At 60.8% G+C, this 23,302-nt stretch carries 28 protein-coding genes; 9 read left to right on the forward strand and 19 right to left on the reverse strand.

Features of this window, described 5'->3' with window-relative positions:
- Positions 1–226: 226 nt before the first annotated feature.
- A complete protein-coding gene (locus tag FW800_RS23170; protein ID WP_446438538.1) occupies positions 227–1,423 on the forward strand; it encodes an MFS transporter in 1,197 nt (398 codons plus the stop codon).
- Here FW800_RS23170 and FW800_RS23175 read toward each other — a convergent pair.
- From FW800_RS23175 to ccmA, 13 genes are all read right to left on the reverse strand, one after another.
- Positions 1,420–1,824 carry a type II toxin-antitoxin system HicB family antitoxin gene (locus tag FW800_RS23175; protein ID WP_446438539.1) on the reverse strand — a complete coding sequence of 135 codons (405 nt, stop codon included), beginning with the start codon at positions 1,822–1,824 and terminating at the stop codon, positions 1,420–1,422. The genes FW800_RS23170 and FW800_RS23175 overlap by 4 nt on opposite strands.
- 179 nt (positions 1,825–2,003) lie before the next feature.
- On the reverse strand, positions 2,004–3,485 hold the full coding sequence (locus FW800_RS23180) for a M10 family metallopeptidase C-terminal domain-containing protein (protein WP_446438540.1): 1,482 nt from the start codon (positions 3,483–3,485) through the stop codon (positions 2,004–2,006).
- Positions 3,486–3,891: 406 nt separating this feature from the next.
- Positions 3,892–4,479 (reverse strand): phosphonate metabolism protein/1,5-bisphosphokinase (PRPP-forming) PhnN, encoded by a 588-nt coding sequence (phnN, locus tag FW800_RS23185; RefSeq protein WP_446438541.1) that lies wholly within the window; start codon positions 4,477–4,479, stop codon positions 3,892–3,894.
- 245 nt (positions 4,480–4,724) lie between these two features.
- On the reverse strand, positions 4,725–5,120 hold the full coding sequence (locus FW800_RS23190) for a hypothetical protein (RefSeq protein WP_005786516.1): 396 nt from the start codon (positions 5,118–5,120) through the stop codon (positions 4,725–4,727).
- Between the two features lie 10 nt (positions 5,121–5,130).
- The gene (gene ccmI, locus FW800_RS23195) at positions 5,131–6,321 is read right to left on the reverse strand and encodes a c-type cytochrome biogenesis protein CcmI (RefSeq protein WP_446438542.1); all 1,191 of its coding nucleotides are present in this window, start codon (positions 6,319–6,321) and stop codon (positions 5,131–5,133) included.
- Positions 6,314–6,787 carry a cytochrome c-type biogenesis protein gene (locus FW800_RS23200; RefSeq protein ID WP_005786512.1) on the reverse strand — a complete coding sequence of 158 codons (474 nt, stop codon included), beginning with the start codon at positions 6,785–6,787 and terminating at the stop codon, positions 6,314–6,316. The genes ccmI and FW800_RS23200 overlap by 8 nt, the downstream gene beginning before the upstream one ends.
- Positions 6,784–7,320 (reverse strand): DsbE family thiol:disulfide interchange protein, encoded by a 537-nt coding sequence (locus tag FW800_RS23205; RefSeq protein ID WP_446438543.1) that lies wholly within the window; start codon positions 7,318–7,320, stop codon positions 6,784–6,786. The genes FW800_RS23200 and FW800_RS23205 overlap by 4 nt, the downstream gene beginning before the upstream one ends.
- The gene (locus FW800_RS23210; RefSeq protein ID WP_032877111.1) at positions 7,317–9,305 is read right to left on the reverse strand and encodes a heme lyase CcmF/NrfE family subunit; all 1,989 of its coding nucleotides are present in this window, start codon (positions 9,303–9,305) and stop codon (positions 7,317–7,319) included. The genes FW800_RS23205 and FW800_RS23210 overlap by 4 nt, the downstream gene beginning before the upstream one ends.
- 3 nt (positions 9,306–9,308) lie before the next feature.
- Entirely contained in the window at positions 9,309–9,767 is a 459-nt protein-coding gene (gene ccmE / locus FW800_RS23215; RefSeq protein WP_005786506.1) for a cytochrome c maturation protein CcmE, read from the reverse strand.
- The gene (gene ccmD, locus FW800_RS23220) at positions 9,764–9,940 is read right to left on the reverse strand and encodes a heme exporter protein CcmD (protein WP_446438544.1); all 177 of its coding nucleotides are present in this window, start codon (positions 9,938–9,940) and stop codon (positions 9,764–9,766) included. The genes ccmE and ccmD overlap by 4 nt, the downstream gene beginning before the upstream one ends.
- Positions 9,937–10,692 carry a heme ABC transporter permease gene (locus FW800_RS23225; protein ID WP_248133341.1) on the reverse strand — a complete coding sequence of 252 codons (756 nt, stop codon included), beginning with the start codon at positions 10,690–10,692 and terminating at the stop codon, positions 9,937–9,939. Before FW800_RS23225 ends, ccmD begins: the two co-directional genes overlap by 4 nt.
- Before the next feature lie 88 nt (positions 10,693–10,780).
- Positions 10,781–11,449 carry a heme exporter protein CcmB gene (gene ccmB / locus FW800_RS23230; protein WP_005786500.1) on the reverse strand — a complete coding sequence of 223 codons (669 nt, stop codon included), beginning with the start codon at positions 11,447–11,449 and terminating at the stop codon, positions 10,781–10,783.
- A complete protein-coding gene (ccmA, locus tag FW800_RS23235; RefSeq protein WP_223018405.1) occupies positions 11,446–12,081 on the reverse strand; it encodes a cytochrome c biogenesis heme-transporting ATPase CcmA in 636 nt (211 codons plus the stop codon). The genes ccmB and ccmA overlap by 4 nt, the downstream gene beginning before the upstream one ends.
- A gap of 200 nt (positions 12,082–12,281) precedes the next feature.
- Between ccmA and fliK the strand changes: the two genes are divergently transcribed.
- Together fliK and FW800_RS23245 are read left to right on the forward strand one after the other, a co-directional pair.
- Positions 12,282–13,859, forward strand: coding sequence for a flagellar hook-length control protein FliK (fliK, locus tag FW800_RS23240; protein ID WP_446438545.1), 1,578 nt, complete (start codon positions 12,282–12,284; stop codon positions 13,857–13,859).
- Positions 13,856–14,185: an EscU/YscU/HrcU family type III secretion system export apparatus switch protein gene (locus tag FW800_RS23245; RefSeq protein ID WP_032877115.1), complete on the forward strand. Its 330-nt coding sequence runs from the start codon at positions 13,856–13,858 to the stop codon at positions 14,183–14,185. The genes fliK and FW800_RS23245 overlap by 4 nt, the downstream gene beginning before the upstream one ends.
- 130 nt (positions 14,186–14,315) lie before the next feature.
- Here the strand turns inward: FW800_RS23245 and FW800_RS23250 are convergent, their stop codons facing one another.
- Both FW800_RS23250 and moaB read right to left on the reverse strand, forming a co-directional pair.
- Entirely contained in the window at positions 14,316–15,542 is a 1,227-nt protein-coding gene (locus FW800_RS23250; RefSeq protein WP_446438546.1) for a molybdopterin molybdotransferase MoeA, read from the reverse strand.
- On the reverse strand, positions 15,526–16,065 hold the full coding sequence (gene moaB, locus FW800_RS23255) for a molybdenum cofactor biosynthesis protein B (RefSeq protein WP_032877117.1): 540 nt from the start codon (positions 16,063–16,065) through the stop codon (positions 15,526–15,528). The genes FW800_RS23250 and moaB overlap by 17 nt, the downstream gene beginning before the upstream one ends.
- A 76-nt stretch (positions 16,066–16,141) precedes the next feature.
- Between moaB and mobA the strand changes: the two genes are divergently transcribed.
- Both mobA and FW800_RS23265 read left to right on the forward strand, forming a co-directional pair.
- The gene (mobA, locus tag FW800_RS23260) at positions 16,142–16,744 is read left to right on the forward strand and encodes a molybdenum cofactor guanylyltransferase MobA (protein WP_446438547.1); all 603 of its coding nucleotides are present in this window, start codon (positions 16,142–16,144) and stop codon (positions 16,742–16,744) included.
- Between the two features lie 79 nt (positions 16,745–16,823).
- Positions 16,824–17,045 (forward strand): YgdI/YgdR family lipoprotein, encoded by a 222-nt coding sequence (locus FW800_RS23265; protein ID WP_005786486.1) that lies wholly within the window; start codon positions 16,824–16,826, stop codon positions 17,043–17,045.
- A gap of 55 nt (positions 17,046–17,100) precedes the next feature.
- On the opposite strand, the gene FW800_RS23270 is transcribed toward FW800_RS23265, so the two are convergent.
- The 3 genes from FW800_RS23270 to FW800_RS23280 all read right to left on the reverse strand — a co-directional run bounded on the left by FW800_RS23270 (position 17,101) and on the right by FW800_RS23280 (position 18,707).
- Positions 17,101–17,991 (reverse strand): pseudouridine synthase, encoded by an 891-nt coding sequence (locus tag FW800_RS23270; RefSeq protein ID WP_103735121.1) that lies wholly within the window; start codon positions 17,989–17,991, stop codon positions 17,101–17,103.
- A 69-nt stretch (positions 17,992–18,060) separates the two neighbouring features.
- Positions 18,061–18,396 (reverse strand): hypothetical protein, encoded by a 336-nt coding sequence (locus FW800_RS23275; protein WP_003189932.1) that lies wholly within the window; start codon positions 18,394–18,396, stop codon positions 18,061–18,063.
- A 74-nt stretch (positions 18,397–18,470) separates the two neighbouring features.
- Entirely contained in the window at positions 18,471–18,707 is a 237-nt protein-coding gene (locus FW800_RS23280; RefSeq protein ID WP_216090952.1) for a glutaredoxin family protein, read from the reverse strand.
- A gap of 153 nt (positions 18,708–18,860) precedes the next feature.
- Here FW800_RS23280 and FW800_RS23285 point away from each other — a divergent pair, with 153 nt between their 5' ends.
- A complete protein-coding gene (locus tag FW800_RS23285; RefSeq protein WP_446438548.1) occupies positions 18,861–20,597 on the forward strand; it encodes a cation:proton antiporter in 1,737 nt (578 codons plus the stop codon).
- Here the strand turns inward: FW800_RS23285 and FW800_RS23290 are convergent.
- Entirely contained in the window at positions 20,584–21,792 is a 1,209-nt protein-coding gene (locus FW800_RS23290; protein ID WP_032877119.1) for an ammonium transporter, read from the reverse strand. The two genes, FW800_RS23285 and FW800_RS23290, sit on opposite strands and share 14 nt — an antisense overlap.
- Positions 21,793–22,137: 345 nt before the next feature.
- Here FW800_RS23290 and FW800_RS23295 point away from each other — a divergent pair, with 345 nt between their 5' ends.
- From FW800_RS23295 to FW800_RS23305, 3 genes are read left to right on the forward strand one after another with little or no spacing between them, the layout of a single operon-like run.
- On the forward strand, positions 22,138–22,452 hold the full coding sequence (locus FW800_RS23295; protein ID WP_005786475.1) for a DUF883 family protein: 315 nt from the start codon (positions 22,138–22,140) through the stop codon (positions 22,450–22,452).
- A gap of 2 nt (positions 22,453–22,454) precedes the next feature.
- Positions 22,455–22,859 (forward strand): phage holin family protein, encoded by a 405-nt coding sequence (locus tag FW800_RS23300; protein WP_005786473.1) that lies wholly within the window; start codon positions 22,455–22,457, stop codon positions 22,857–22,859.
- On the forward strand, positions 22,856–23,194 hold the full coding sequence (locus FW800_RS23305) for a hypothetical protein (RefSeq protein WP_032877120.1): 339 nt from the start codon (positions 22,856–22,858) through the stop codon (positions 23,192–23,194). The genes FW800_RS23300 and FW800_RS23305 overlap by 4 nt, the downstream gene beginning before the upstream one ends.
- Positions 23,195–23,302: the final 108 nt, after the last annotated feature.

Consider the following 23,302-nt stretch of genomic DNA (forward strand, 5'->3'; position numbering starts at 1 on the left):
AGACTCGATCAAAATTGTGGGAGGGGGCTTGCTCCCGATAGCGGTGTGCCAGTTAGCCTATGTCTTGGCTGATGCACTGCTATCGGGAGCAAGCCCCCTCCCACATTGGGTTTTGCATTGAGTCATTATTTCGCGGCATGACAGTTATCACGCCAAGCGGCCTACTCACTGCCGGCCCTTGCCTTTACTCTCTCACCCCATCGTCCTTCGCCTTACGAGCCACGCCATGAACGCTACCTCTCACGCCACAGGCACCATGACCCGGAGCATGGTCATGCTGTTCGCGTTTTGCTGCGGCGCCATCGTCGCCAACATCTACTACGCGCAGCCAATCATCGAACTGATCGCCCCGGACATCGGCCTGACACCGGCGATGGCCAGCCTGATCGTGTCGCTGACACAAATCGGTTATGCCTTGGGCCTGTTCTTCCTGGTGCCGTTGGGTGATTTGCTGGAAAACCGCAGGCTGATGATCTTCACCACCGTGGTGGCTATCGCGAGCCTGTTGGGCGCAGCGTTCACCGAACAGCCCAACCTGTTCTTGCTGGTGTCGCTACTGATCGGTTTCAGTTCGGTATCGGTGCAGATCCTCATCCCGCTCGCCGCGCACCTGGCCCCTGCCGAGTCCCGTGGTCGTGTGGTCGGCAGCATCATGGGCGGCTTGCTGCTGGGCATTCTGCTGGCGCGGCCGGTGTCCAGCGTGGTGGCCGACCACTTCGGCTGGCGTGCGATGTTTATGGCCGCCGCCGCCTTGATGGCGTTTATCAGCGTGGTGCTGATGCTGACCATTCCCAAGCGTCAACCCGATCACAGCGCCAGCTACGCCCAATTGCTGCGCTCCCTGGGCACCTTGCTGCGTGAGCAGCCGGTATTGCGCCAGCGTGCGTTTTACCAGGCGTGCATGTTTGCCACCTTCAGCCTGTTCTGGACCGCTGCTCCACTGGAGCTGGCGCGCAACCATGGCCTGAGCCAAAGTGAAATCGCGCTGTTCGCCCTGGTGGGTGCCCTGGGCGCCATCGCCGCGCCCATCGCCGGTCGCCTGGCCGATGCCGGCCACACCCACCGCGCCTCGCTGCTGGCAATGCTGTTTGGCGCGTTGAGTTTCCTGCCCGCGTTCGTGCATCCATTGTACAGCGTGATCGGCCTGGCAGTGACCGGCGTGGTTCTGGACTTCTGCGTGCAGATGAACATGGTCCTCGGCCAGCGCGCTGTATACGCCCTCGATGCCCACAGCCGCAGCCGCCTGAACGCGCTGTACATGACCAGCATCTTCATCGGCGGTGCGTTCGGTTCGGCAATTGCCAGCAGCGTGTATGAACACGGCGGCTGGCTGAGCGTGATGCTGGTAGGCAGCGCTTTCCCACTGGTGGCGTTGTTGCGTTTCCTTTCTGCATCGCGCCAGGTGAAGGTGGCAACCGCCTAAGAGCGCACCAACTTCTCCAGCGCCGCATCCGCCAGAAAGGAGGACCGGCTTTTGACCTTGTGCTCGCGCACATAACGGTCAATGCGCTGAATGACATAGCCGGGCAAGGTCACATTGACCTTCTCGGTCTTGCCAAGATAAGGCGAGATGTCCAGTTCCAACATGCCCCAGCCCATGCCCAGATAGTCTTCATGAGCGTGATGAGTGGCGACCGAGGTTGGCATCGGAATCACCCCACCCTCTGCGGCGATTTCCTGCAAAAGGATATGCGCCACTTCCATGGCGGCATTGTAGGCTTCTTCGAAACTGTCCCCGGCAGTGACCGCGCCTGGGATATCAGGGATCTGGATACCGGTGGCGGTGAAATCATCGCCCCATTCGATACAGATTGGGTATTGCATGAATGCTCTCCTTAAAACTGAAACAACCCGGCGCGCTTCCTGCAACTCCTTGATCAATAGCCTGCTCTGCACCGCTGCCTCCTTGGCTTGGCCTGAATAAAAGTAACCCTAGAGTTACCATTACTCAAGCACAAAAAGCATCGCCCGGACTGGCGACTGTTTTACCGAATGTTGAAAACTCACGAAAAAATCGAAAACAGCCTGCTTATTAAACCCGTGAACGATGAAAAAACGTTCTGGATAAAGCTCCCCCCTGGCCTGGGACCCGGTTCGTGCGGCTGGTCTGTGTCTGGAGTCGGAGTCGGTTCTGGAATGGGCATCGGGAGAGGTTCTGGAACAGGCGCGACAATGGTTTCAGGGGCGGGGAAAGGAATCACCGTTGGGGCCTGCCCGCTCCACACCACATCCGTCTGTTTGATCTGGCCTTGGCTGGTCACCAACAGATCAGCTGTGCCAGTGCCAGTCGTATCCACCGCCAGGGTGAAACGCCCCGTCGCCGAGTCATGCCCGAGCACCGCATCCCCCGCCCGGCCTTTGAATCGGTCGGAGAAATTCAGCGACTTGAGCTGCGCAGTCTGAAGCACTCCGGTCAGGTCAATCTTGTCGATCCCGCTTTGGAAGTCCTGGATGATGTCCGGGTTCTGCGGCGTTGAATCGACGACACGGTGATAGACGAACGTGTCCGCCCCAGCACCACCGTGAAGCTTATCCGCCCCCCGGCCGCCCGTAAGACGATTGCCAGCTTCGTTGCCTATCAATGTATCGTCGCCGGAACCACCAATGGCATTTTCCACGCTCACGCCCTTGGCAATCGACACATTCCCCCGCAAGCCACCTACATCCGAGAACGTTTCGGCCTTGAGGCTGATGGTTTGGTTCTGGGTGAACCCGGAGAAGTCGAGCGTGTCGTTACCACCGCCGTCCCAAACGGTGAAAATCGGTTTGTCACTCCCGCGCTTGAGGCTATAGAACTCCCGAGCGGAGTTGGAGTTGAAGCCGTAGGTGGTATCGGTATTGCGGGTTTTGCTATTCGCCCCGTAAAGCCGCTGGGCAGCGGCGATATCATCCATCATCGGCGCTACCGGGCTGTGCCTGGCAAAATTATGCCCAGGCTGATAAGTCTCCGCCCAATAACTCATGACACTGCGTGCCTTGGTGTCCTGGGCATATTCGGCAGAGCGCTCGTAATTGAAGCCACCACCATCGTATCCACCCGGATGACTCAACCCGAGGGTGTGCCCCAGTTCATGGATCAACAAACCCAGGAATTGACTGCCCATTGTCGGGTTTTGCGCACCGCTGGTGCCGATGTTGGCCTGGACTCTGGAGTAATGCCTGTTAGGCAGCCACGCCTTGCCTGACGAACCCGACGTGCCCCTGATACTGATGGTGCCATCGGTGTTCGAGCCGTTTTCGACAAACTCGATATTGGCGACATCCGCCCAGTATTGCAGGGCTTGTCTGGCTCGCTCTTTCTGCGCGGCATTGAAACCGCCGGCGAAGTTAAAACCGACGATAACCTTGCCATCTTTATTGAGATCATGAAACTTGGAACCACTGCGCGTAATATGTTTCGCCGCCTGATCCGTGGTGAAGGTTTTTTTATTGTTTGCCCAGAGAACAACTGCGTTCTCAGCGGCTGATAAACGGGACTGCGACATCGCCGAAGCGCGCGTACGGGAAGAATGCCTAACAGGGATTTGCATGGTGTATTGATACTCTGAACAGTGAAGAGTTAACCGTCCATACATGAATTACCGACACTGACTTATCCGTGGCCAGCCCGATAAAAATCCCATATCAAAAACACCTTAACTACCATTATTTTTTTGCGAAAGCGCTTATTAAACACAACAGCAAAAAGTCCGTACAAGTATTAATCGGATCGACACACCCCTACATATCAATCGCCACAAAAGCGTTAAGCAACAGAAGAAACAGACTTCAACAAATCAACTTAATTCAATCAAGAGTTTTACTTAACAACATCAAGAAACCCACTCAAACATACCGAAGAAAACACGCTTGAGGTGAAGGCCTTTATCTGATCTGAAACATGATCAATGCCTACACAACTTGATTGCCCGCAGCTACCGAGTGCGCCTGATCCAGGCAGCACAGCAAGCGTTCGACGGTATGCTCCAAGGGCCCGGAATTATCCAACACAAACAAACCTGCGCCGTTTCCGGCAATCAGCTCAGCGGTAAATCGCGCGTTGCGCGCCAATCGCTCTTCGATGTCCGCCAATGACTCACGCCCGCGTGCGATCAAACGTTGGCGCAATACGGCTTGATCGACCGTCAGCAGCAACACCAACAATGTCGGGTAACGCTCACGGGTCTGCGCCAGGTGGGCGCGAGAGCCATTGACCAGCACATCGTCCCCTGCGGCCAGCCACTCGTCGATTTCCCTGGGGATGCCATACGACAAGCCATTGGCCTGCCAGCTCAAGGCAAACGCGCCCTCGGCGTCCATCCGCGCAAACTCCTGCGGGCTCACCCCTTGCGCCGCTTCGCCGACTGCCTCCGCGGAGCGTGTGATCACCCGGCGCACCATGCGACAACCACGCGCCTGCAAGCGCAGGCGTGCGGCATCCAGCAGGCTGTCCTTGCCCGAACCCGATGGCCCGATGAGATAGATCAACCTGCCCGTCATCAAAACACCCTCTTGGCTTGTCTCCAGGCTTGTTGCGCCCCCGGCAACGCTTCGCAGCAACCGACCTGCGCCAGGTAGCGGCCACTGGAAAGTATATCCAGCAATTTTTCGCCAGCCAGGCCGGCGGCGGCCACATTACCCGAGTGCGCGCTGCCGCGCACCTGTGGGAGGGGGCAAGCCCTGATGCAAGTCAGTTAAGACAGAACTGGCAACTGCGGCGAGGGAGCTTGCTCCCTCGCCACAGGTCATTGCGCGTACTGCTTGCTCAACCCCGGCGGCACGCCTTGCACATTGGTTTCTTCCCAGGGCCCGTTGGGGCTGATGGAACGGCTCCAGCCGTTGCTCCAGCGGTAGTAGGTACGCTGGCGGTAGAAGGTGTCGGGCTGGTCGTCGAGCACGTACACCTGCATCTTGCCGTCCCAGTGGCTGGCAGCCCCCGGTGGTGGAGCAAAGGTGGGTGACTTGCTTGGCAGTGGCTTTGGCGGCGGGGTCACCGGGCCGGAAGGCTTGGTACTCGGCTGAGTCGACGGGCCCGATGGCGGGATGGTCGGGCCGGTGGGTGCCGCAGGTGGGCGGTGGACCGCACAGGCGCTCAGGCCGAGTACCAGGCTGAGCAGGGTGATGCGTGCAAATGCGGTCATGGGCGTTTCCTCAGAATGACTTGTCCGGAGTGTCGATGGTCAATTGCTGCAGGGCAGTGGTGCTGCTGGCCAGCGGTTGGCTGCGGCCGATCCATTCGCCAGTGGTCGGTTGGCCGGCCCGGGATATGCGCGCAACCAGTTGGACTTCGGGGAAGTTGGACAGTTTCAACTGCGGCATCATCGCGTCGGCATCGCCCAGTTCGACGGTGATGGGCAGTTCGGCAACGGTGACGCGCTTGGCCGCCAAGGGTGCCGGTGGGCCGCTGACTGCACGGGCGAAGATGAACACAGTGTCGGTCGGCAAGGCTTTGGCTTTCGCTTCGGCGGACAGGTCCACGTGCACGGTCATTACCGCCTTGTGCGCGACCGTACCGCCGCTCTCTTTAAGCTTCTCGCCAGCCCGGTCAATACCGCCTTGCAGCGCTACACGGGAGTTGTCCTGCGGTGGCAGTTGCGCCAGCAGACGGTTCCAGTAATCGATCGCTTCCTGATAACGCTGGCCTTCAAAAGCCGCGATCCCCAACAGGCCAAGGCTGGTGACTTCCTTGGGATCGAGCTTTAACGCCTCGTCGGTCAGCGCCTGCACCTTGGGCGACCACTGTTTATTGTCGGCAAAGTATTGTGCCTGGGCCCACTGGCCAAGCAATTCCGGCTGGCGCCCGGCTAAGGCTACGGTGCGTTCAAAGACTTTGGCGGCATCGGCGGAACGGTCCTGAGCCATGTAGGCGCGCCCCAGGAAATACAGGCCCTCGGCCGAATCCGGCTGGGCTGCCGCGGCACGCTCCAGGCGCTGAGTCATGTCGGCCATGGACACCGGAGGCTGTGAGAATTCACGGGTCAGTTCGACCTTGTCGCTTGCCCCATAATGCAGGTACAGCGCAACGCCAAGCACCGGCACCAGAAACGCCGCCAAAAACGGCAGCGGTTTGCCCAGGCGCGATTCACGGGGCTTTTCCACGCCCTCGGTATCGGCCAGCAACTCGCGAGCCGCCTCGGCGCGGCCCGTATCCAGTTGCACGGCGTTCAATACACCTTCGTCCTGCTGCACTTGCAGCTCGGCGACGCGTTCCTGATACAGCGCCACGTTCAGCGCGGTACGATCCTCTTCACGCTGGGCGCGACGGTCACGCAGTACAGGAATCAACAGGAAACTCAGGGCAATCAGAAGCAGCAAGCCGGCTGCGAGCCAGAAATCAATCATCAGTCTTGGTGTCCAGCAATTGGTCGAGGCGTTTACGCTCTTCAGGGGACAGCGCATCGGAACCATCGGTAGGCGCGGCGCGGCGACGGCGCACGATCACCGCCATCACCACAACGCCGGCCAGCAGCAGCCCGGCGGGGCCGAACCAGAGCAGCGCGGTTTTGCCGGTAAGGGCCGGTTTGTAGCGCACGAAATCACCGTAGCGGTCGACCATAAAGTCGATGATCTGCTGGTTATCCTTGCCCTCCCCCAACATGCGGAAGATTTCTTTGCGCAGGTCAGCGGCGATGGGCGCGTTGGAGTCGGCGATGTCCTGGTTCTGGCACTTGGGGCAGCGCAGTTCCTTGGTCAGGTCGCGGAAACGCTCACGCTCGGCGTCATTGGCAAATTCATAGGTGTCGATGGCGGCATGGGCCACACCGGCCAGGCCCAGGGCTAAAACAGCAGCGGTCAACCAACGCTTCATGGCTTGGCCTCATCGACCAGGGCCTGGTACTTGGCGGCCAGTTGCTCACGCCAGACTACCTCGTCGATCACGCCGACGAACTTGTCACGGATCACGCCCTTGGCGTCGATGAAGAAGGTTTCCGGCGCGCCATAGACGCCCAGGTTCAAACCCAGGTTGCCGTCTTCATCACGGATATCGAGCTGGTAAGGGTTATGAAACTCGGCCAGCCATTTCAAGGCCGCCGCATTGTCGTCCTTGTAGTTGATGCCGTAGATCACCACGCCCTTCTCGGCCAGCTTGTTCAGCACCGGGTGTTCGACGCGGCAGGAGATGCACCAGGTGGCCCACACGTTGACCAACGCCGGTTTGCCCTGCAAGTCTGCCTGGGTCAGGGTCTTGTCACCCTGCACCGTCGGCAGGTTGAACGCGGGAAACGGCTTGCCGATCATCGCCGAGGGTAACTCGGCCGGGTTCAGGTACAGCCCGCGATACAAGAACACTGCCATCAGCAGAAACAATGCCAGCGGCACCACCATCAACCAACGTTTCATACTGCCGCTCCTGAAAGGCCCAATGCTTCACGCACACGGCTGCTGACCTTGACCCGATAACGCCGATCCAGCGCGGCGAGCAAACCGCCAAAGCCTGTGAGCAACCCGCCGAACCAGATCCAGCGCACGAAGGGTTTGACATGCACCCGCACAGCCCAGGCGCCGTCGCCCAAGGGTTCACCCAGCGCCACATACAGGTCACGGGTGAAACCGGCGTCGATACCGGCTTCGGTCATCATTGAACTTTGCACTGTGTACAGGCGCTTTTCAGGGTGCAATACGGCGATTTCCTTGCCATTGCGCACTACGCGCACGGTGCCTTTATCCGAGGTGAAGTTCGGCCCTTCGAAGTGCCTGGCACCTTCGAAGATGAACTGGTAACCGGCCAGGTCCATGGACTCACCCGGCGCCAGGCGCAGGTCGCGCTCGGCGCTGTTCTGGCTGGAGAGCACTACGCCCAAAGCGCACACGGCGATGCCAATGTGAGCGATCTGCATGCCCCAGTAACTGCGGGTCAGGGTGGGCAAGCCTTTGATCAGGCCTTTGTGGCGCGTCTTGTCGAAGATGTCCCGCACGCCGGCCAGCAACACCCAGGCTGCCAGCAGGAACGTGGCGAGTACCGCCCAATTGAAGTCGCCGTAGGCGAACCCGGCGATCACTGCCAGGGCCACGCTGCCCAACAGCACCGGCATCAACATGCCTGCCAGCCATTTCACCGGGGTGTCTTTCCAGCGCACCAGCACACCGACCGCCATCACTACCATCAACAGGCCCATCAACGGGATGAACAACGCATTGAAGTACGGCGGGCCCACGGACAGCTTGGCGCCGCTCAAGGCATCCAGCACCAGCGGGTAGAGGGTGCCGAGCAGGATCATTGACGCGGCTACCACCAGTACCAGGTTATTGCCCAGCAACAGGGTTTCGCGCGACCACAGGTTGAAACCGACCTGGCTCTTGACCACCGGCGCGCGCAGGGCGAACAGGGTCAGGGAACCGCCCACCACAAACAGCAGGAAGATCAGGATGAACACGCCGCGTTCGGGGTCGGAGGCAAACGCATGCACTGACGTCAGCACCCCCGAACGCACAAGGAAAGTGCCGAGCAGGCTGAGGGAAAACGCGGCGATGGCGAGCAATACCGTCCAGCTTTTGAATACGCCACGCTTTTCGGTCACTGCCAGGGAGTGAATCAGCGCCGTGCCCACCAACCAGGGCATGAAGGACGCGTTTTCCACCGGGTCCCAGAACCACCAGCCGCCCCAGCCGAGTTCGTAGTAGGCCCACCACGAACCCAAGGTGATACCGATACCGAGGAAAGCCCAGGCGACGATGGTCCATGGCCGTGACCAACGCGCCCACGCCGCATCCAACCGCCCGCCAAGCAAGGCCGCGATGGCAAACGCAAAAGCTACGGAGAAGCCCACGTAACCCATGTAGAGCATCGGCGGGTGCACAATCAGGCCGATGTCCTGCAACAGTGGGTTGAGGTCATGCCCGTCTGCGGGGATCTGCGGCAGGATGCGGCTGAATGGATTGGAGGTCATGATCAGAAACAGCAGGAAGCCGATGCTGATCATGCCCATCACCGCCAGGACTCGCGCCAGCATCACTTGCGGCAGTTGGCGCGAGAATACCGACACGGCAAAGGTCCAGCCGCCGAGGATCAGCGCCCACAGCAGCAACGAACCTTCGTGGGCGCCCCACACGGCGCTGAACTTGTAGTACCAGGGCAAGGCGCTGTTGGAGTTGTTCGCGACATAGGCGACGGAAAAGTCGTCGGTCATGAAGGCATAGGTCAGGCAACCGAAGGCGAACAGCAGGAAGGCAAACTGACCCCAGGCGGCCGGCTGCGCCAGGCTCATCCACAAACGATCGCCGCGCCAGGCACCGAGCAACGGCACCACAGCCTGGACCACGGCAAAGCACAGGGCGAGGATCATCGCCAGTTGGCCCAGTTCAGGAATAAACAATGCGGACGTCATCACTTAGCCCTCCTTGGCTGGGGTCGCGGGCGCGGACTGGCCACTGTCTTTCAGGGCCTTTGTGACCTCGGGCGGCATGTACTTTTCATCGTGCTTGGCCAGCACTTCGTCCGCCACTACCACACCATCGGCGTTGAGTTTGCCCAGAGCGACGATGCCCTGGCCTTCGCGGAACAGGTCCGGGAGGATGCCGCGGTAAGTGATGGTCACGGCCTTGTTGAAATCGGTGACCACGAAGGTCACGTCCAGAGAATCGCCGGAACGCTTCAACGAGCCCTGCTCCACCATGCCGCCGGCGCGGATGCGCGTGTCCAGCGGGGCTTCGCCGTTGGCGATCTGGGTGGGGGTGTAGAACAGGTTGATGTTCTGCTGCAGGGCGCTCAAGGCCAGGCCCACGGCAATGCCGACGCCGACCAGGATGGCAAGGATGATCAACAGACGCTTTCTACGCAGCGGATTCACTTTTCGATCTCCCGGCGCAGACGTCGCGCCTCTTGTTGCAGGTAACGCTTGCGGGCCAGGATCGGCGCGGCAACGTTGAGGGCCAGCACCGCCAGGCAGATGCCGTAGGCGCTCCAGACATACAGGCCGTGGTGGCCCATGGCGAGAAAATCACTGAAAGAAGCAAAGCTCATCCCCGCGCTCCCAGGCTGGTTTGCACGTGCGCTTTTACCCAACTGGTGCGAGCTTCGCGCTTGAGCACTTCAAGGCGCATGCGCAGCAACAGCACGGCGCCGAAGAAGCAGTAGAACCCCAGCACCATCAGCAGCAGTGGCGCCCACATTTCCACGGGCATCGCCGGTTTTTCGGTGAGGGTGAAGGTGGCGCCCTGGTGCAGGGTGTTCCACCACTCTACCGAGTATTTGATGATCGGGATGTTGATCACGCCGACAATCGCCAGCACCGCGCAGGCCTTGGCGGCACTATCGCGATTGCTGATGGCGTTGCCCAGGGCAATCAGGCCGAAGTACAGGAACAGCAGGATCAGCATCGAGGTCAGGCGTGCATCCCACACCCACCAGGAACCCCAGGTCGGCTTGCCCCAGATCGCGCCGGTGACCAGCGCCACGGCGGTCATCCACGCACCTATAGGTGCAGCGCATTGCAGGGCCACATCGGCCAGTTTCATCTTCCACACCAGGCCGACGATGCCGCAAACCGCCAGCATCACGTAGCAGGACTGGGCCAGCATCGCGGCTGGGACGTGGATATAGATGATGCGAAAGCTGTTGCCTTGCTGGTAGTCCGGCGGCGCGAAGGCCAGGCCCCAGACCAGGCCGGTGCCGATCAGCAATACGGCGGCGACGCTCAACCACGGCAGCAGCTTGCCACTGATGCCATAAAACCATTTGGGCGAGCCGAGCTTGTGAAACCAGGTCCAGTTCATTGCATTTTCCATCACGGGTGCTTTTCGTCGTGGCGAAAAGCTTAGGGTCTTTACTGACTCAACGTCATTAACGCCGAGTCAGACCTCATTATTCACCGACGCTGATTTTCAGGCCGGCGGCTATAGCAAAGGGTGTCAGGGTTACCGCCAGGGCGGTCAGGCTACCAAGCCACAAGAGGTAACCGGTCGCCGGCATCCCCATGAGCGCGGCTTGCAAAGCGCCGCTGCCCAGGATCAACACCGGGATATACAAAGGCAGAATCAACAGAGCCAGCAGCAGGCCACCCCTTTTCAGGCCCACAGTCAAGGCGGAGCCCACCGCCCCCAACAGGCTGAGCACCGGCGTACCGAGCAACAAGGACACCAGCAACACGGGCAGGCATTCGACGGGCAAGCCCAGCATCATCGCCAGCAGCGGCGAGAGCAAGACTAGCGCCAGACCGGAAAAAGCCCAGTGTGCCAGTACCTTGGCCAGTACCAGAAGTGGCAGGGGGTGCGACGAAAGGACCCACTGCTCCAGGGATCCGTCTTCGAAATCACTGCGAAACAGCCCGTCCAGCGAGAGCAGGACCGATAAAAGCGCCGCGACCCACACCAGTCCCGGGGACAAGGTTTGCAACAGTTTAGTCTCCGGGCCGACCGCCAACGGAAACAGCGCGATCACAATCGCAAAGAACACCAGCGGGTTGGCCAGCTCGGCCGGGCGACGGCACAACAGCCGCGCTTCACGGGCCACCAACAGGGCAAACACACTCATGCCGACCACCGTCCGAGATCCAGCTCCCGGTAACCACCCGGCTTGCGCGCCAGGGTATGGTGGGTGGTGAGCACCACCAGGCCGCCCTGCTCGCAATGCCGGGCCAGGTGCTCTTCGAGTTGGGCTACGCCCTGTTTGTCGAGAGCGGTGAAGGGTTCGTCGAGAATCCACAGCGGCGGGCCGGACAGGTACAAACGCGCCAGGGCCACGCGGCGCTGCTGGCCGGCTGACAGCGTGTGACAGGGCACATCTTCAAAGCCCTTGAGGCCAACGGCGGCCAGGGCCTGCCAGATGCCATCGCGGGTAGCAGGGTGATGCAGGGCGCTGAGCCAGCTGAGGTTTTCTTCGGCGCTGAGCACGTCCTTGATACCGGCGGCGTGGCCGATCCAGACCAGGTTGCGTGCCAGCTCGGCACGTTGTTCGTGCAGGGGCTTACCGTTGAGCCGAACAACACCCGCCGTGGGCTGCATCAAACCGGCCAGCAGACGCAGCAAACTGGTCTTGCCGCTGCCATTGGGGCCGCTGATTTGCACCATGTCGCCAGCCGCCAGACGCAGGTCGAGTTGCTCGAACAACAGGCGCAGGTCGCGTTCACAGGCAAGCGCTACGGCTTCAAGAAGAGGGCTGGTCAAGAGATCGCGGGCCTTTACGGTTCAAGTCGGCGGTGCAGCGGCCGTTATAGAGAGATGCACAATAACGACTTTGGCGACCGATTTTAGAGAGCTGGATCAAATAGTTGTGAGGTTTTTACCGCTCTCTTTGCAGACGGGCGGCATTATACATGCGATGCCCTACTCTAAAGAGGGCAATTTCCCCAGAGACGATGCGCACGATGACCGGTGAGATCAATCTTCCTCCACTGCCTCCAGCCTCAGCACCCAAGGCTGCCCCGCTGCCTGCGGCTGGCGAGTTGCTCAAGCTCCTGGAGCCACAGGCCGGGTTGATTGGCGCCGGGAAAACCGTAAACGCTGAAGTCATCGCGCTGAAACAAGGCAGTGAAGCCTTTCAGCTGTTGCTCAAGCTGACCCTTGAAGGTGGTCGCCAGACCCTGGTTCAAGCCAGCAGCGCCCAGCCCTTGCCTCTGGGCAGCAATGTGGCAGTGAGCCAAACGCCTGCGGGCAACCTGGCCATCAGCTTGCAGCAAGCCATGAGCGCCAACGTGGCCGCCCTCACCCGCCTCGACACCACACAAATGCCGGTGGGCACCCTGCTGCAAGCCAAGGTGCTGACCACTCAGATGCTGCCTCAAGGCTCAGCGCAAGCGGCGATCTATCGCTCGCTGGTGAGTCTGCTCAATAATGCCCTGGCCGGTACCACGCTGACGCTGGAAAGCCCTCAACCCTTGCGGGTCGGCAGCTTGCTCAGTGCCATGGTGCAGAACGCGCAAACCCTGAATTTTGTGCCGCTGAGCGGGCTGAAAGACCAACTGGCCGTGACGCAGCAACTGGCAACCCAGCAAAGTCGCCAAGGCTCGCTGGATGCGGTGTTCACTGCCCTGCAAAACCTGCCCCGTGGCGACAACACCTCGGCCGAGCTGCGGGCCGCTGCCGAGCGTTTACTGGCAGCCTTGCCCGATCTGGCGCAAGTCAGCAATCCCAAGGTACTGGCACAAGTGGTGCAAAACAGCGGCGCCTTCCTGGAAGCCAAATTGCTCGCTGGGCAGAACCCACAAATCCCACCGCTGGATATGAAAGGCGCGCTGTTGCGCCTGGTCGCGGACCTGCTGCCCGCCCTGCCCGCCAACACCAACCTGAATGCGATCCTCGCCACCAATACCCTGGCCCAGGTGCTGCCGCACTTTGTGCGCAGCCCGTTGAACACTCTCGGCCAGGTCGGCGCTCGGCAGATACCCGCCGGTTTCCCCTTGCCGGAGCGGCTGATCGCGAAACTGGAAGGTGAAGGCGACCTGGAAAACCTGCTGCGCCTGGCCGCCGGGGCGATCTCGCGCTTGCAGAGCCACCAACTGTCAAGCCTGGAACAGACCGGCACCACCGCCGATGGCCGCCTGCAAACCACGTGGCAGTTGGAAATCCCCATGCGCACCCTGCAAGACATCGTGCCGTTGCAGGTCAAGTTTCAGCGCGAGGAGCCTGCGCCTGACAAGGATCAGTCCGAGCGCAAGGATAAAAAAGATCCGAAGCAGATGCTTTGGCGCGTCGAACTGGCCTTCGACATGGAGCCGCTGGGGCCGCTGCAAGTTCAGGCGCAGTTGTCCCAAGGCAAACTGTCCAGCCAGTTGTGGGCCAGTCGCCCTTTCACCGCCAGCCTGATCGAAAGTCACCTGGGCAGCCTGCGCGAGCGCCTGGTGTCATCCGGACTTAACGTCGGCGACCTGGATTGCCACCTGGGCACCCCGCCACGCGGTGCAAAAACCGGATTGGAACAACGCTGGGTGGATGAAACCGCATGAAGAACGCCGCCCCACCCCGCCAGGCTATCGCCCTCAAGTACGACGGCCAACAAGCCCCCACCCTGACCGCCAAGGGCGATGACGCCCTGGCCGAAGCGATTCTCAAGCTGGCACGGGAGAATGAAGTACCGATCTATGAAAATGCCGAGCTGGTGAAGCTGCTGGCGCGTATGGAACTGGGGGACAGTATTCCAGAAGAGCTCTATCGCACGATTGCCGAGATCATTGCGTTTGCATGGACGTTGAAGGGCAAGTTCCCGGTGGGCTACGACCCGGATGCGGGGCCGATGGAGCGGGATGTCACTGAGCGTGGCGACGATTACTGAGTAGCCACAGGCATACCAAGATCCACTGTGGGAGGGGGCTTGCTCCCGATAGCGTCATTACAGCCAACCTATCTGGGGCTGATACACCGCTATCGGGAGCAAGCCCCCTCCCACATTTTTTGATCTGTGTTCAGTTCAGGACTTCACTCAGAGGAATGAAATTGACCCGGTCGCCAATGGCCAATGTGGTCCCCTCCATCACCTCCACAAACCCCTCCGCCCACGCCGCACTGCGCAGCACCCCGGAGCTCTGGTTGCGATAGATAATCGCCTTGCCCTGCTCGATACGCCCGCGCAGGTATTCGCGGCGGTTGCCTGGTTTGGGCCAGTCGAATCCTGCCGGCACCTCGAAACGCAGCGGCTGCACCTGCGCCACGCCTTGGCGGCGCAGCAGGTACGGGCGCGCCAATAGCGCAAAGGTCACCAGGGTCGAGGCCGGGTTACCTGGCAGGCCGATCACCGGCACGCCACGAAAATGCCCGAAGGTCAGCGGTTTGCCTGGCTTGATCGCCAGCTTCCACAACGCCAACTCGCCCTCTTCACGCAAGGCCATGCCGAGGAAGTCCGCTTCGCCCACCGACACACCGCCGGTAGACAGAATCAGGTCGACACTGCCCAGGCCGGCCAGACACGTGCGGGTCTGTTGCAGATCATCCGGCAGAATCCCGGCATCGATCACTTCGCAGCCCATGCGCGCCAGCCAGCTGCACAGCACGCGACGGTTGCTGTTGTAGATCTGTCCCGGGCCCAACGGCAAGCCTGGCTCGATCAATTCATCGCCGGTCGACAGCACGGCCACGCGCGGGCGGCGCACCACATCGAGCCGATCCCGCCCCAGAGACGCAGCCAGGCCCAACTCGATGGGCCCCAGGCGCGTTCCGGCGCTGAGTACGCACTCACCCACCGTAGTCTCCTGGCCCTGTGGTCGGATGTTGTCGCCCACCCGTAACGGCTCGGTGAAACTCACGCGCTGATCGGCATGAACCACCGCGTTTTCCTGCATTTGCACGCAGTCTGCGCCTTCGGGTACCGGCGCGCCGGTAAAGATCCGTGCGCAGGTGCCGGCCGCCAGCGGCTCGGGCGCAGTGCCAGCGAAAATGCGTTGGCTCACCACCAGCGGTTCCCCGGTCCAGTCCGCCAGGCGCACGGCGTAGCCGTCCATGGCACTGTTGGGCCACGGCGGCAGGTCGAGCGTCGAGATCAGGTCCTGAGCCAGTACGCGGCCATCGCACTGCGCCAGGGGCAGCACATGCTGGTCACGGATCGGCGCCGATTCCGCCATGGCGAGCAGCCTCTGCAAGGCTGCTTCCACCGGCATCAGTGCGCCGGTCTTGCCCGGCTTATCCACGGGATTCACAGGGTTGGGCCTGCTTCAGGTGCGGGACGAAATTGCATGGGCGGTGACGATTATCCAGTTGCTCGGCGAGGATGCCATCCCAACCGGTGCGCACGGCATTGGTGGAGCCCGGCAGGCAGCACACCAGGGTGCCATTGGCCAGGCCGGCCAGGGCGCGCGATTGCACGGTGGAGGTGCCGATATCGGCCACGGAGATCTGGCGGAACAGTTCGCCGAAGCCATCGACCTGCTTGTCGAGCAGGCAGCTCACGGCTTCAGGGGTGCTGTCACGGCCGGTGAAGCCGGTGCCCCCGGTGATCAGCACCACTTGCACCACGTCTTCGGCGATCCAGTGGGCAACCTGGGCGCGAATCTTGTAGAGGTCGTCCTTGAGCAGCACGCGCTCGGCCAGATGGTGGCCGGCGGCGGTCAGGCGATCGACGAAGACCTGGCCGGAGGTGTCGGTGTCCAGGGTGCGGGTGTCGCTGACGGTCAATACAGCAATATTCAAGGGTACAAAGGGCGCATCGGCCTTGGCTTTCATGGCTCGGTCCAGTTGTCGAAAAAACAGCCCGATGTTATATCACAGGCCCCTCTTTACCTGCCGCAGTGGAACCGCCATGTCTCTTGAATCTTCACCCCTGCCTTGTTCGATTCTGTTGTTGGCCGGTGGTCGTGGCCAACGCATGGGCGGCCAGGACAAGGGGCTGCTTCAATGGCGGGGCGAGCCCTTGATTGCCCACCTGCAACGGCTGGCCAGGCCGCTCACGGATGACCTGATCATCTCGTGCAATCGAAACCTTGAACACTACGCGCCCTATGCCGACCAACTGGTCAGTGATGACAGCCCGGACTTTCCCGGCCCGTTGGCGGGTATCCGAGCAGGACTCTTCGCTGCACGCCATGAACATCTGCTGATCTTGCCGTGCGATGTGCCGCAGATTGATGAGCGACTGCTGGCCGACCTGCGTCAGATTGCCCAACGCAATCTGCAGGTTCCCGTCATGGTGCGTCATGGCGAGTTCTGGGAACCCTTGCTGTGCATTATCCCAACAGGCCTGAAAGATCAGGTGGAACGGGCCTGGCAAGCGGGTGAACGCAGCCCGCGCAAGGTCCTGCTGCAACTGGGTGGCGTCGGCCTGGAATGCCCGGCCGATGACCCGCGCCTGGCCAATCTTAATACGCCCGAGCTGTTGCACCCACGGGCTGGCGTGTCAGAATGAGCCTTTCACAAGGAACTTTGCCGACGTCCCATACGTCACAAGGTCAGCAATTTAAAAGTATTTTCTCGGAGACAAACTCATGACTCAACGGACCATCGCCGCTCTCATGCTTGCACTGGGCCTCGCCACCCTCGCCGGTTGCGCCTCGCCAACAGTGATCACCCTGAATGACGGTCGCGAAATCCAGGCCGTCGACACCCCGAAATTTGACGAAGATTCGGGTTTCTACGAATTCCAACAGCTTGACGGCAAGCGCACCCGTATCAATAAAGACCAGGTTCGCACCGTTAAAGATCTGTAAGCCTTAACGCTTGCCAACAAGGCCCGCCTCGCGCGGGCCTTGTCGTTTGCGGTGTTTACCAATCGAGGGTGATACGGCTGTGAAAACTGCGTTCTTCACCATTTAGCGGGTCGATGAAACGTACGCCCTGGGCCAGCAGCTTCAGGGGGTGGGCGTAGTCGTCCTCGGCGTCCTTGACCACCTCGGGATAGAACGGGTCATTGCAGATACTCGCCCCGAGGGCAGTCATGTGTACGCGCAACTGGTGTTTCTTGCCGGTCACCGGGAACAGACCGTAACGCCATAAACCACCCTTTTTCTCGCGCACTTCAACGGCCGTCTCGGTGTTGCTGGCGCCCTGCCCTTCCTGCATCCGAAAGAAGGGTTCGCCATCCACCAGGCGGCTTTTATGCACCAGGGGAAAGCTCAGATTCGGCAGGGCCGGGGCGATGGCTTCGTAGAATTTGTCGATACGCCGCGTGGGAAACAGTTGCTGGTACGCCGAGCGGCTTTGCGGGTTGGCCGAGAACAGCACCAGCCCCGCCGTGTGCCGGTCAATGCGGTGCAACGGCACCAGGGCGGGGTTGTCCAGGCGACGGATCAGGCGACGCAACAGGGTTTGCTCAACGTACTCGCCGGCGGGAGTCACCGGCAGGAAATGCGGCTTGTCCGCCACCACCAGATGTTCATCGGCGTACAGGATAGTTTCCTGTACCGGAATCACTTTTTCGTTGGGTACTTCGCGAAAGTAATAGATGCACAGGCCTTCCTTGTAGGCCAGGCCCAGGCTGATCGGGCTGCCATTGATATCCAGCACTCGTTCCCGGGCAATGCGGTCCAGCCACTGCTCACGGCCAATGGCCGGGAAGTGATCGCACAGGCAGTCGATCACCGTTGCCCAAGGCCCCGGTGGCAGATACAACGTGCTGGCTTGGTGCTGGGCGGCGGAAAAACCGGAAGTGGACATGCAAATGCTCGAACCTGGAAACAGGCGGGCATTATCCCGCATGGAGCGCGATTGAGCCTAGGGCCGTTCTCATGCCTTGGCCAGTTGGGCCCGCAGCACCGGCGAAGCGCTCGCCGCCTCGGTGAACTCCTTGAGCCAGCGCAGTACGTCCACTGCTTCCCAGCGGCCCGGATCATAGAGCGCGTAGAGCAAGCCTTGATAACCCACCACATCCAACTGTTTGTGATAACCGGCACGCTGGAACAGCGCCTCGATTTCCGCAAAGCAGGTGTTGAAATGCACTTTGTTGAAGGGCGTCTTGCCTTCCGTGACCAGCCCATCGAGGCGCAGCTCGTTGACCGCGTCGCGCACCACATCGGCGGACATGCGATTGACGCTGCTTTTCAATTGTTCAACATTCACCACGGGCGTTCCCTCTATTCAATCGCTGTACGAATATACAGTAACGTAATATTCGCAAGCCCGCCATCGGATAAACGTCAGCGCAGAAAGGCAACGACCTGACCGGTGTCGAACGGCCAGTCCAGTTCCGCCCCGGTGTCCATGCGGCGAAGCACCGGAATCCGCAGGCCGTAGTCTTCTGTCAGGTCATCTGGCTCAGTGATATCCACCAACTCCACCAGCAGCCCGTGTTCGACGAGCGGCATGATTTCGGCTTCGGCAATTTCACACAGATGGCAACCCAGGGTGCCGAACAGCTGGCATTCAGGAGGCATGACGAAAGAACCCGGTCAGAAAAACAAGTGACCATTCTAAACCCGCTCGCGCCATGAAATCCCATTGCCGACAAAACACCTGACCCAGGTCACCATGGCCTATAACTGATTCAGCGATTCTCGCGGCTTTTTGCCCGTCCACCTGCAATGGAGATGCCTGTGTTTGCCAACCTGCTGATCATCCTGGCCTCATCCTTGGTGGTGATTGCGCTGTTTCGCCGGCTGCAACTGCCGCCCGTGCTGGGCTACCTGTGCGTGGGCCTGGCGGTGGGTCCGACTGCTTTGGACTGGGTGAACGACAACGAGGACCTGCCGGACTTGGCCGAGATGGGCGTGGTGTTTCTGCTGTTCTCCCTGGGCCTGGAGTTTTCCCTGTCGAAAATGTTCGCCCTGCGCCGCGCGGTGTTCGGCCTGGGTAGTTTGCAGGTGTTGGGATGCGGAGCCCTGCTCGGCGCTGCGCTGATGGGCTTGGGCCTGGCGCCGGGCATCGCGCTGTTACTGGGTGCAGGGTTGGCGTTGTCGTCCACGGCCATCGTCAGCAAGGAACTGACCAGTCTTGGGGAGATCTTCAGCAGCCACGGCCAGAATGCGATAGGCGTGCTGCTGTTCCAGGATGTGGTGGCGGTATTGCTGCTGACACTGGTGCCGGTGTTTGCCGGCAGCAGTGACCAAGCCTGGTACTGGGCATTGCCGCTGACCCTGGGCAAAACCGTGGTGTTGTTCGTCGGCCTGTTATTCGCCAGCCGCTGGTTGCTGCCGCGGTTGTTCCATGAGGTCGCCGCGTCCCATTCCGCAGAGTTGTTCGTGCTGCTGGCGCTGGTAATTGTCTTGCTCACCGCCTGGCTCACCCACCTGCTCGGCCTGTCCCCTGCCCTTGGTGCGTTTCTGGCCGGTATGTTGCTGGGCGAGAGTCATTATCGTCACCAGATAGAAGCGGATATCCGGCCGTTTCGCGACATTCTGCTGGGGCTGTTTTTCGTCAGCATCGGCATGTTGATCGACCTGCAGTTATTCGTCAGCCACAGCCTGTTGATCCTCGGCCTGACCCTTACGCTGATGTTGGTCAAAGGCTCTGTGGTGGCCGTACTGGTCAAGCTGCGTGGCAGCGACACTGAAACCGCCTGGCGCAGCGGCCTGGCCCTGGCCCAGGGTGGCGAGTTCTGTTTCGCGCTGATGGCGCAGATGCAGCAGAGCCGGTTGATTCCGGATGAGTTCAACGGCCTGCTACTGGCCGCCACGTTCTGCTCGATGCTGTTGACGCCGCTGCTGTTGCGCGCAGCGCCGGCCATTGCCCTGCGCCTGCATCGCAAGCCCAACCAGCAAGTGCAACTGGAGCACATCACCGCGCTCAACGCTCAGTTGCACGGGCACGCGGTGATTTGCGGTTATGGTCGGGTGGGACAATCGATCGGGCGGTTTTTGCGCCGCGAGCACCAGGCGTTTATCGCCCTGGATGACGACCCCGAACGGGTGCAGGAGGCCGCTACCGAGGAAAGCAGCGTGCATTATGGCGACTGCCGCCGGGGTGCCTTGCTCAGTGCCGTGGGCCTGGAGCGCGCTCGGTTGGTGGTGATCGCCGTCGACAACAGCGATGTCGCCCTGGTGGTGCTCAAGGAAGCGCGACGGATCAACCCACAGGTGCCGATCCTGGTGCGCACCCGTGATGACAGCCAGTTGGCTGAACTCAAGGCCGCGGGGGCCAGCGAAGTGGTGCCCGAGTTGCTTGAGTCAAGCCTGATGCTCGCGTCCCACGCCCTGATCCTGCTGGGCCTGCCGGACCAACAGGTACAGGCTCGGGTGGATGAAGTGCGGCAGAACCACTATCGCTTGCTGCACGGGTTTTATCCGCCGCCACACACTGATGAACAAGCGCCGATCAATCCTGACTGACCGCACCGATCTTGTGGATCGACAGGTCCGCGCCGTAATACTCCTCTTCCTGACTCAAGCGCAGCCCTTGCACGCGCTTGATCACGCCGTACACCAGCAAGCCGCCACCAAACGCCACCGACACGCCCAGGCCGGTGCCGATCAACTGGCTGATCAAGCTGACGCCGCCAAGCCCACCCAGGGTGGCCTGCCCGAAGATGCCGCAGGCGATGCCGCCCCACACGCCACACAAGCCGTGCAACGGCCATACGCCCAGCACATCGTCGATCTTCCAGCGTGCCTGGGCGGCGATAAAGCACCACACAAACAAGCCGCCTGCGACTACTCCGGTGACCAGCGCGCCCACCGGATGCATCAGGTCGGAACCTGCGCAGATCGCCACCAGCCCGGCCAAGGGGCCGTTGTGCAGGAATCCTGGGTCGTTACGGCCGATCACCAGCGCGGCCACGGTACCGCCAACCATGGCCATCAACGAATTGACGGCCACCAGGCCGCTGACCCCGTTGAGGGTCTGCGCACTCATCACGTTAAAGCCGAACCATCCCACGATCAGGATCCACGACCCCAGCGCCAGGAACGGGATGCTCGACGGTGCAAACGCCACCAGGCGCCCTTCGCGATAACGTCCATTGCGCGGCCCCAGCAGCAACACCGCCGCCAGCGCCAGCCAGCCGCCCATGGCGTGCACCACCACGGAACCGGCAAAATCGTGAAAACTGGCGCCAAAGCTTGCAAGCAGCCAGGCTTGCAGACCGAAATTGCCGTTCCACACCATGCCCTCGAAGAACGGATAGATAAACGCCACGATCAGTGCAGTGGCGCACAACTGCGGCGCAAACTTCGCACGTTCGGCTATGCCACCGGAAATGATCGCAGGGATCGCCGCGGCGAAGGTCAGCAGGAAGAAAAACTTCACCAGGCCGTAGCCATGATCGGCGCTGATGACGGCTGCCGGTTGCATGAAGCTCACACCGTATGAGATCCAATAGCCTATAAAGAAATAGGCCAGGGTGGAGATGGCGAAATCGCTGAGGATTTTCGACAGGGCGTTGACCTGATTCTTCTGGCGCACCGTGCCGACTTCAAGGAAGGCAAAGCCGGCGTGCATGGCCAGGACCATGACCGCGCCAATCAGGATAAACAGGGTGTTGGAACTGTGGACGAGTGTATCCACCGCACTTTGCAGATTTTCCATGGAGGTTGGCAGGCCTGCATCAAGGCAAAAAGCACCAAATCGGTTCAAGCTGAGGGTTGGCGCACTAAATGGGTACCACCGGCTTCGTCCCTCTTGGGAGGGCACGAACCGCTTTAGCGCAGCGATCAACACAACTGACCGTTGCCGACAGGGTTTTTCCGCGGGTTTTAGTTATTTAGGGTAAGGTTTTTCAAGGCTTGCGCCCCGACCGCCCATATTCGGCGCGGGCCTCTGAGCCTGCGCACCAATGCAAAGCAAAAGCTGTACCACACAATTGCAGTGAACCTTCAGCGAACGCCGCGACTCGAAACCACACGTACAGATCAGCCACACACGGAGACAACCATGGCCGGTAAAACAGCAAAGACTGCTCAAGAGATACTGATGGCGGATTTTCAAACCCTGGTCAGTGATACCGAAAGGTTGCTGGACGACACCGCAGTGCTGGCCGGCGATCAGGCCGACGAACTGCGCACCAAGATCCACGAGAGCCTGCTCAAGGCCCGCGAGACCTTGCAACTGACCGAAGACTCCCTGCGCGAGCGCGGTCAGGCGGCCATCACCGCCACCGAAGACTACGTGCAAGCCAACCCATGGCAGTCAGTCGGCATCGCTGCCGGCGTGGGCTTTTTGATCGGTCTGCTGGCTACAAGGCGCTAATCATGTCTATCGGCGAATCCAGCTCATCAACGAGCGCACATTCTTCGGCAAGCGGTTCCACCTCCCGACGCCTGGGCGCCGCTGTGCTGGGCTTGCTGCACAGCCATGTCGAGTTGTTTGGCATCGAATTGCAGGAGCAAAAGGCCCGCACTGTCAGCCTGTTGTTGTTTGCCGGTCTGGCGTTGGTATTCGCCCTGCTGTTGCTGGTAGGGCTGTCGACGCTGGTGATGATCCTGGTGTGGGATACCGGCTACCGCCTGACAGGGATCATCTGCCTTTGCGTGTTCTATAGCCTGGCCGCGGCCTTCTGCGGTGTGCGCCTGAAAGCGGCGGTGTTCGATGAATCCACGCCCTTCCACGCCACGCTCGAAGAGCTGGCCAACGACCGGGAGCGCCTGCTGCCATGAGCATGACCGAGATCCCGAAAAATACCTCCCGCCGGGAAATGCGCAAGACGCTGATCCGCCTGCGCATGGAAATGCACCGCCAGGAAATCCGTCATGAGTCCCAGCAACTGATGGCCCCTCTGCAGAAAATGCGCAACATGCGCCACAACTGGCAGGACAGCCTGGGCATCAAGCACGCGCCACTGTGGGGCGTGGCGGCGGTAACGCTGATGGGCTTTTTCACCGGCAAGGGCGCCAAGGGCGGCAGTATCAGCAGCGTGACACGTCTGGTGCGGCTGGGTGCAGGGTTGATCCCATTGATCAAATTGGCCATGCAAGGCTCGCGCAAAAGTTAAACCTTTGCCGGCGGTTAGCTTGCCGATACCAGTGGCCCGGCCCTCATCAACGGGTGCCGGGCCTTTTTTCGCCCGCACCGCCGACCTGTAGATTTTTGCTTGCTCCGC

It is taken from the genome of Pseudomonas sp. 910_23 (assembly GCF_052850795.1).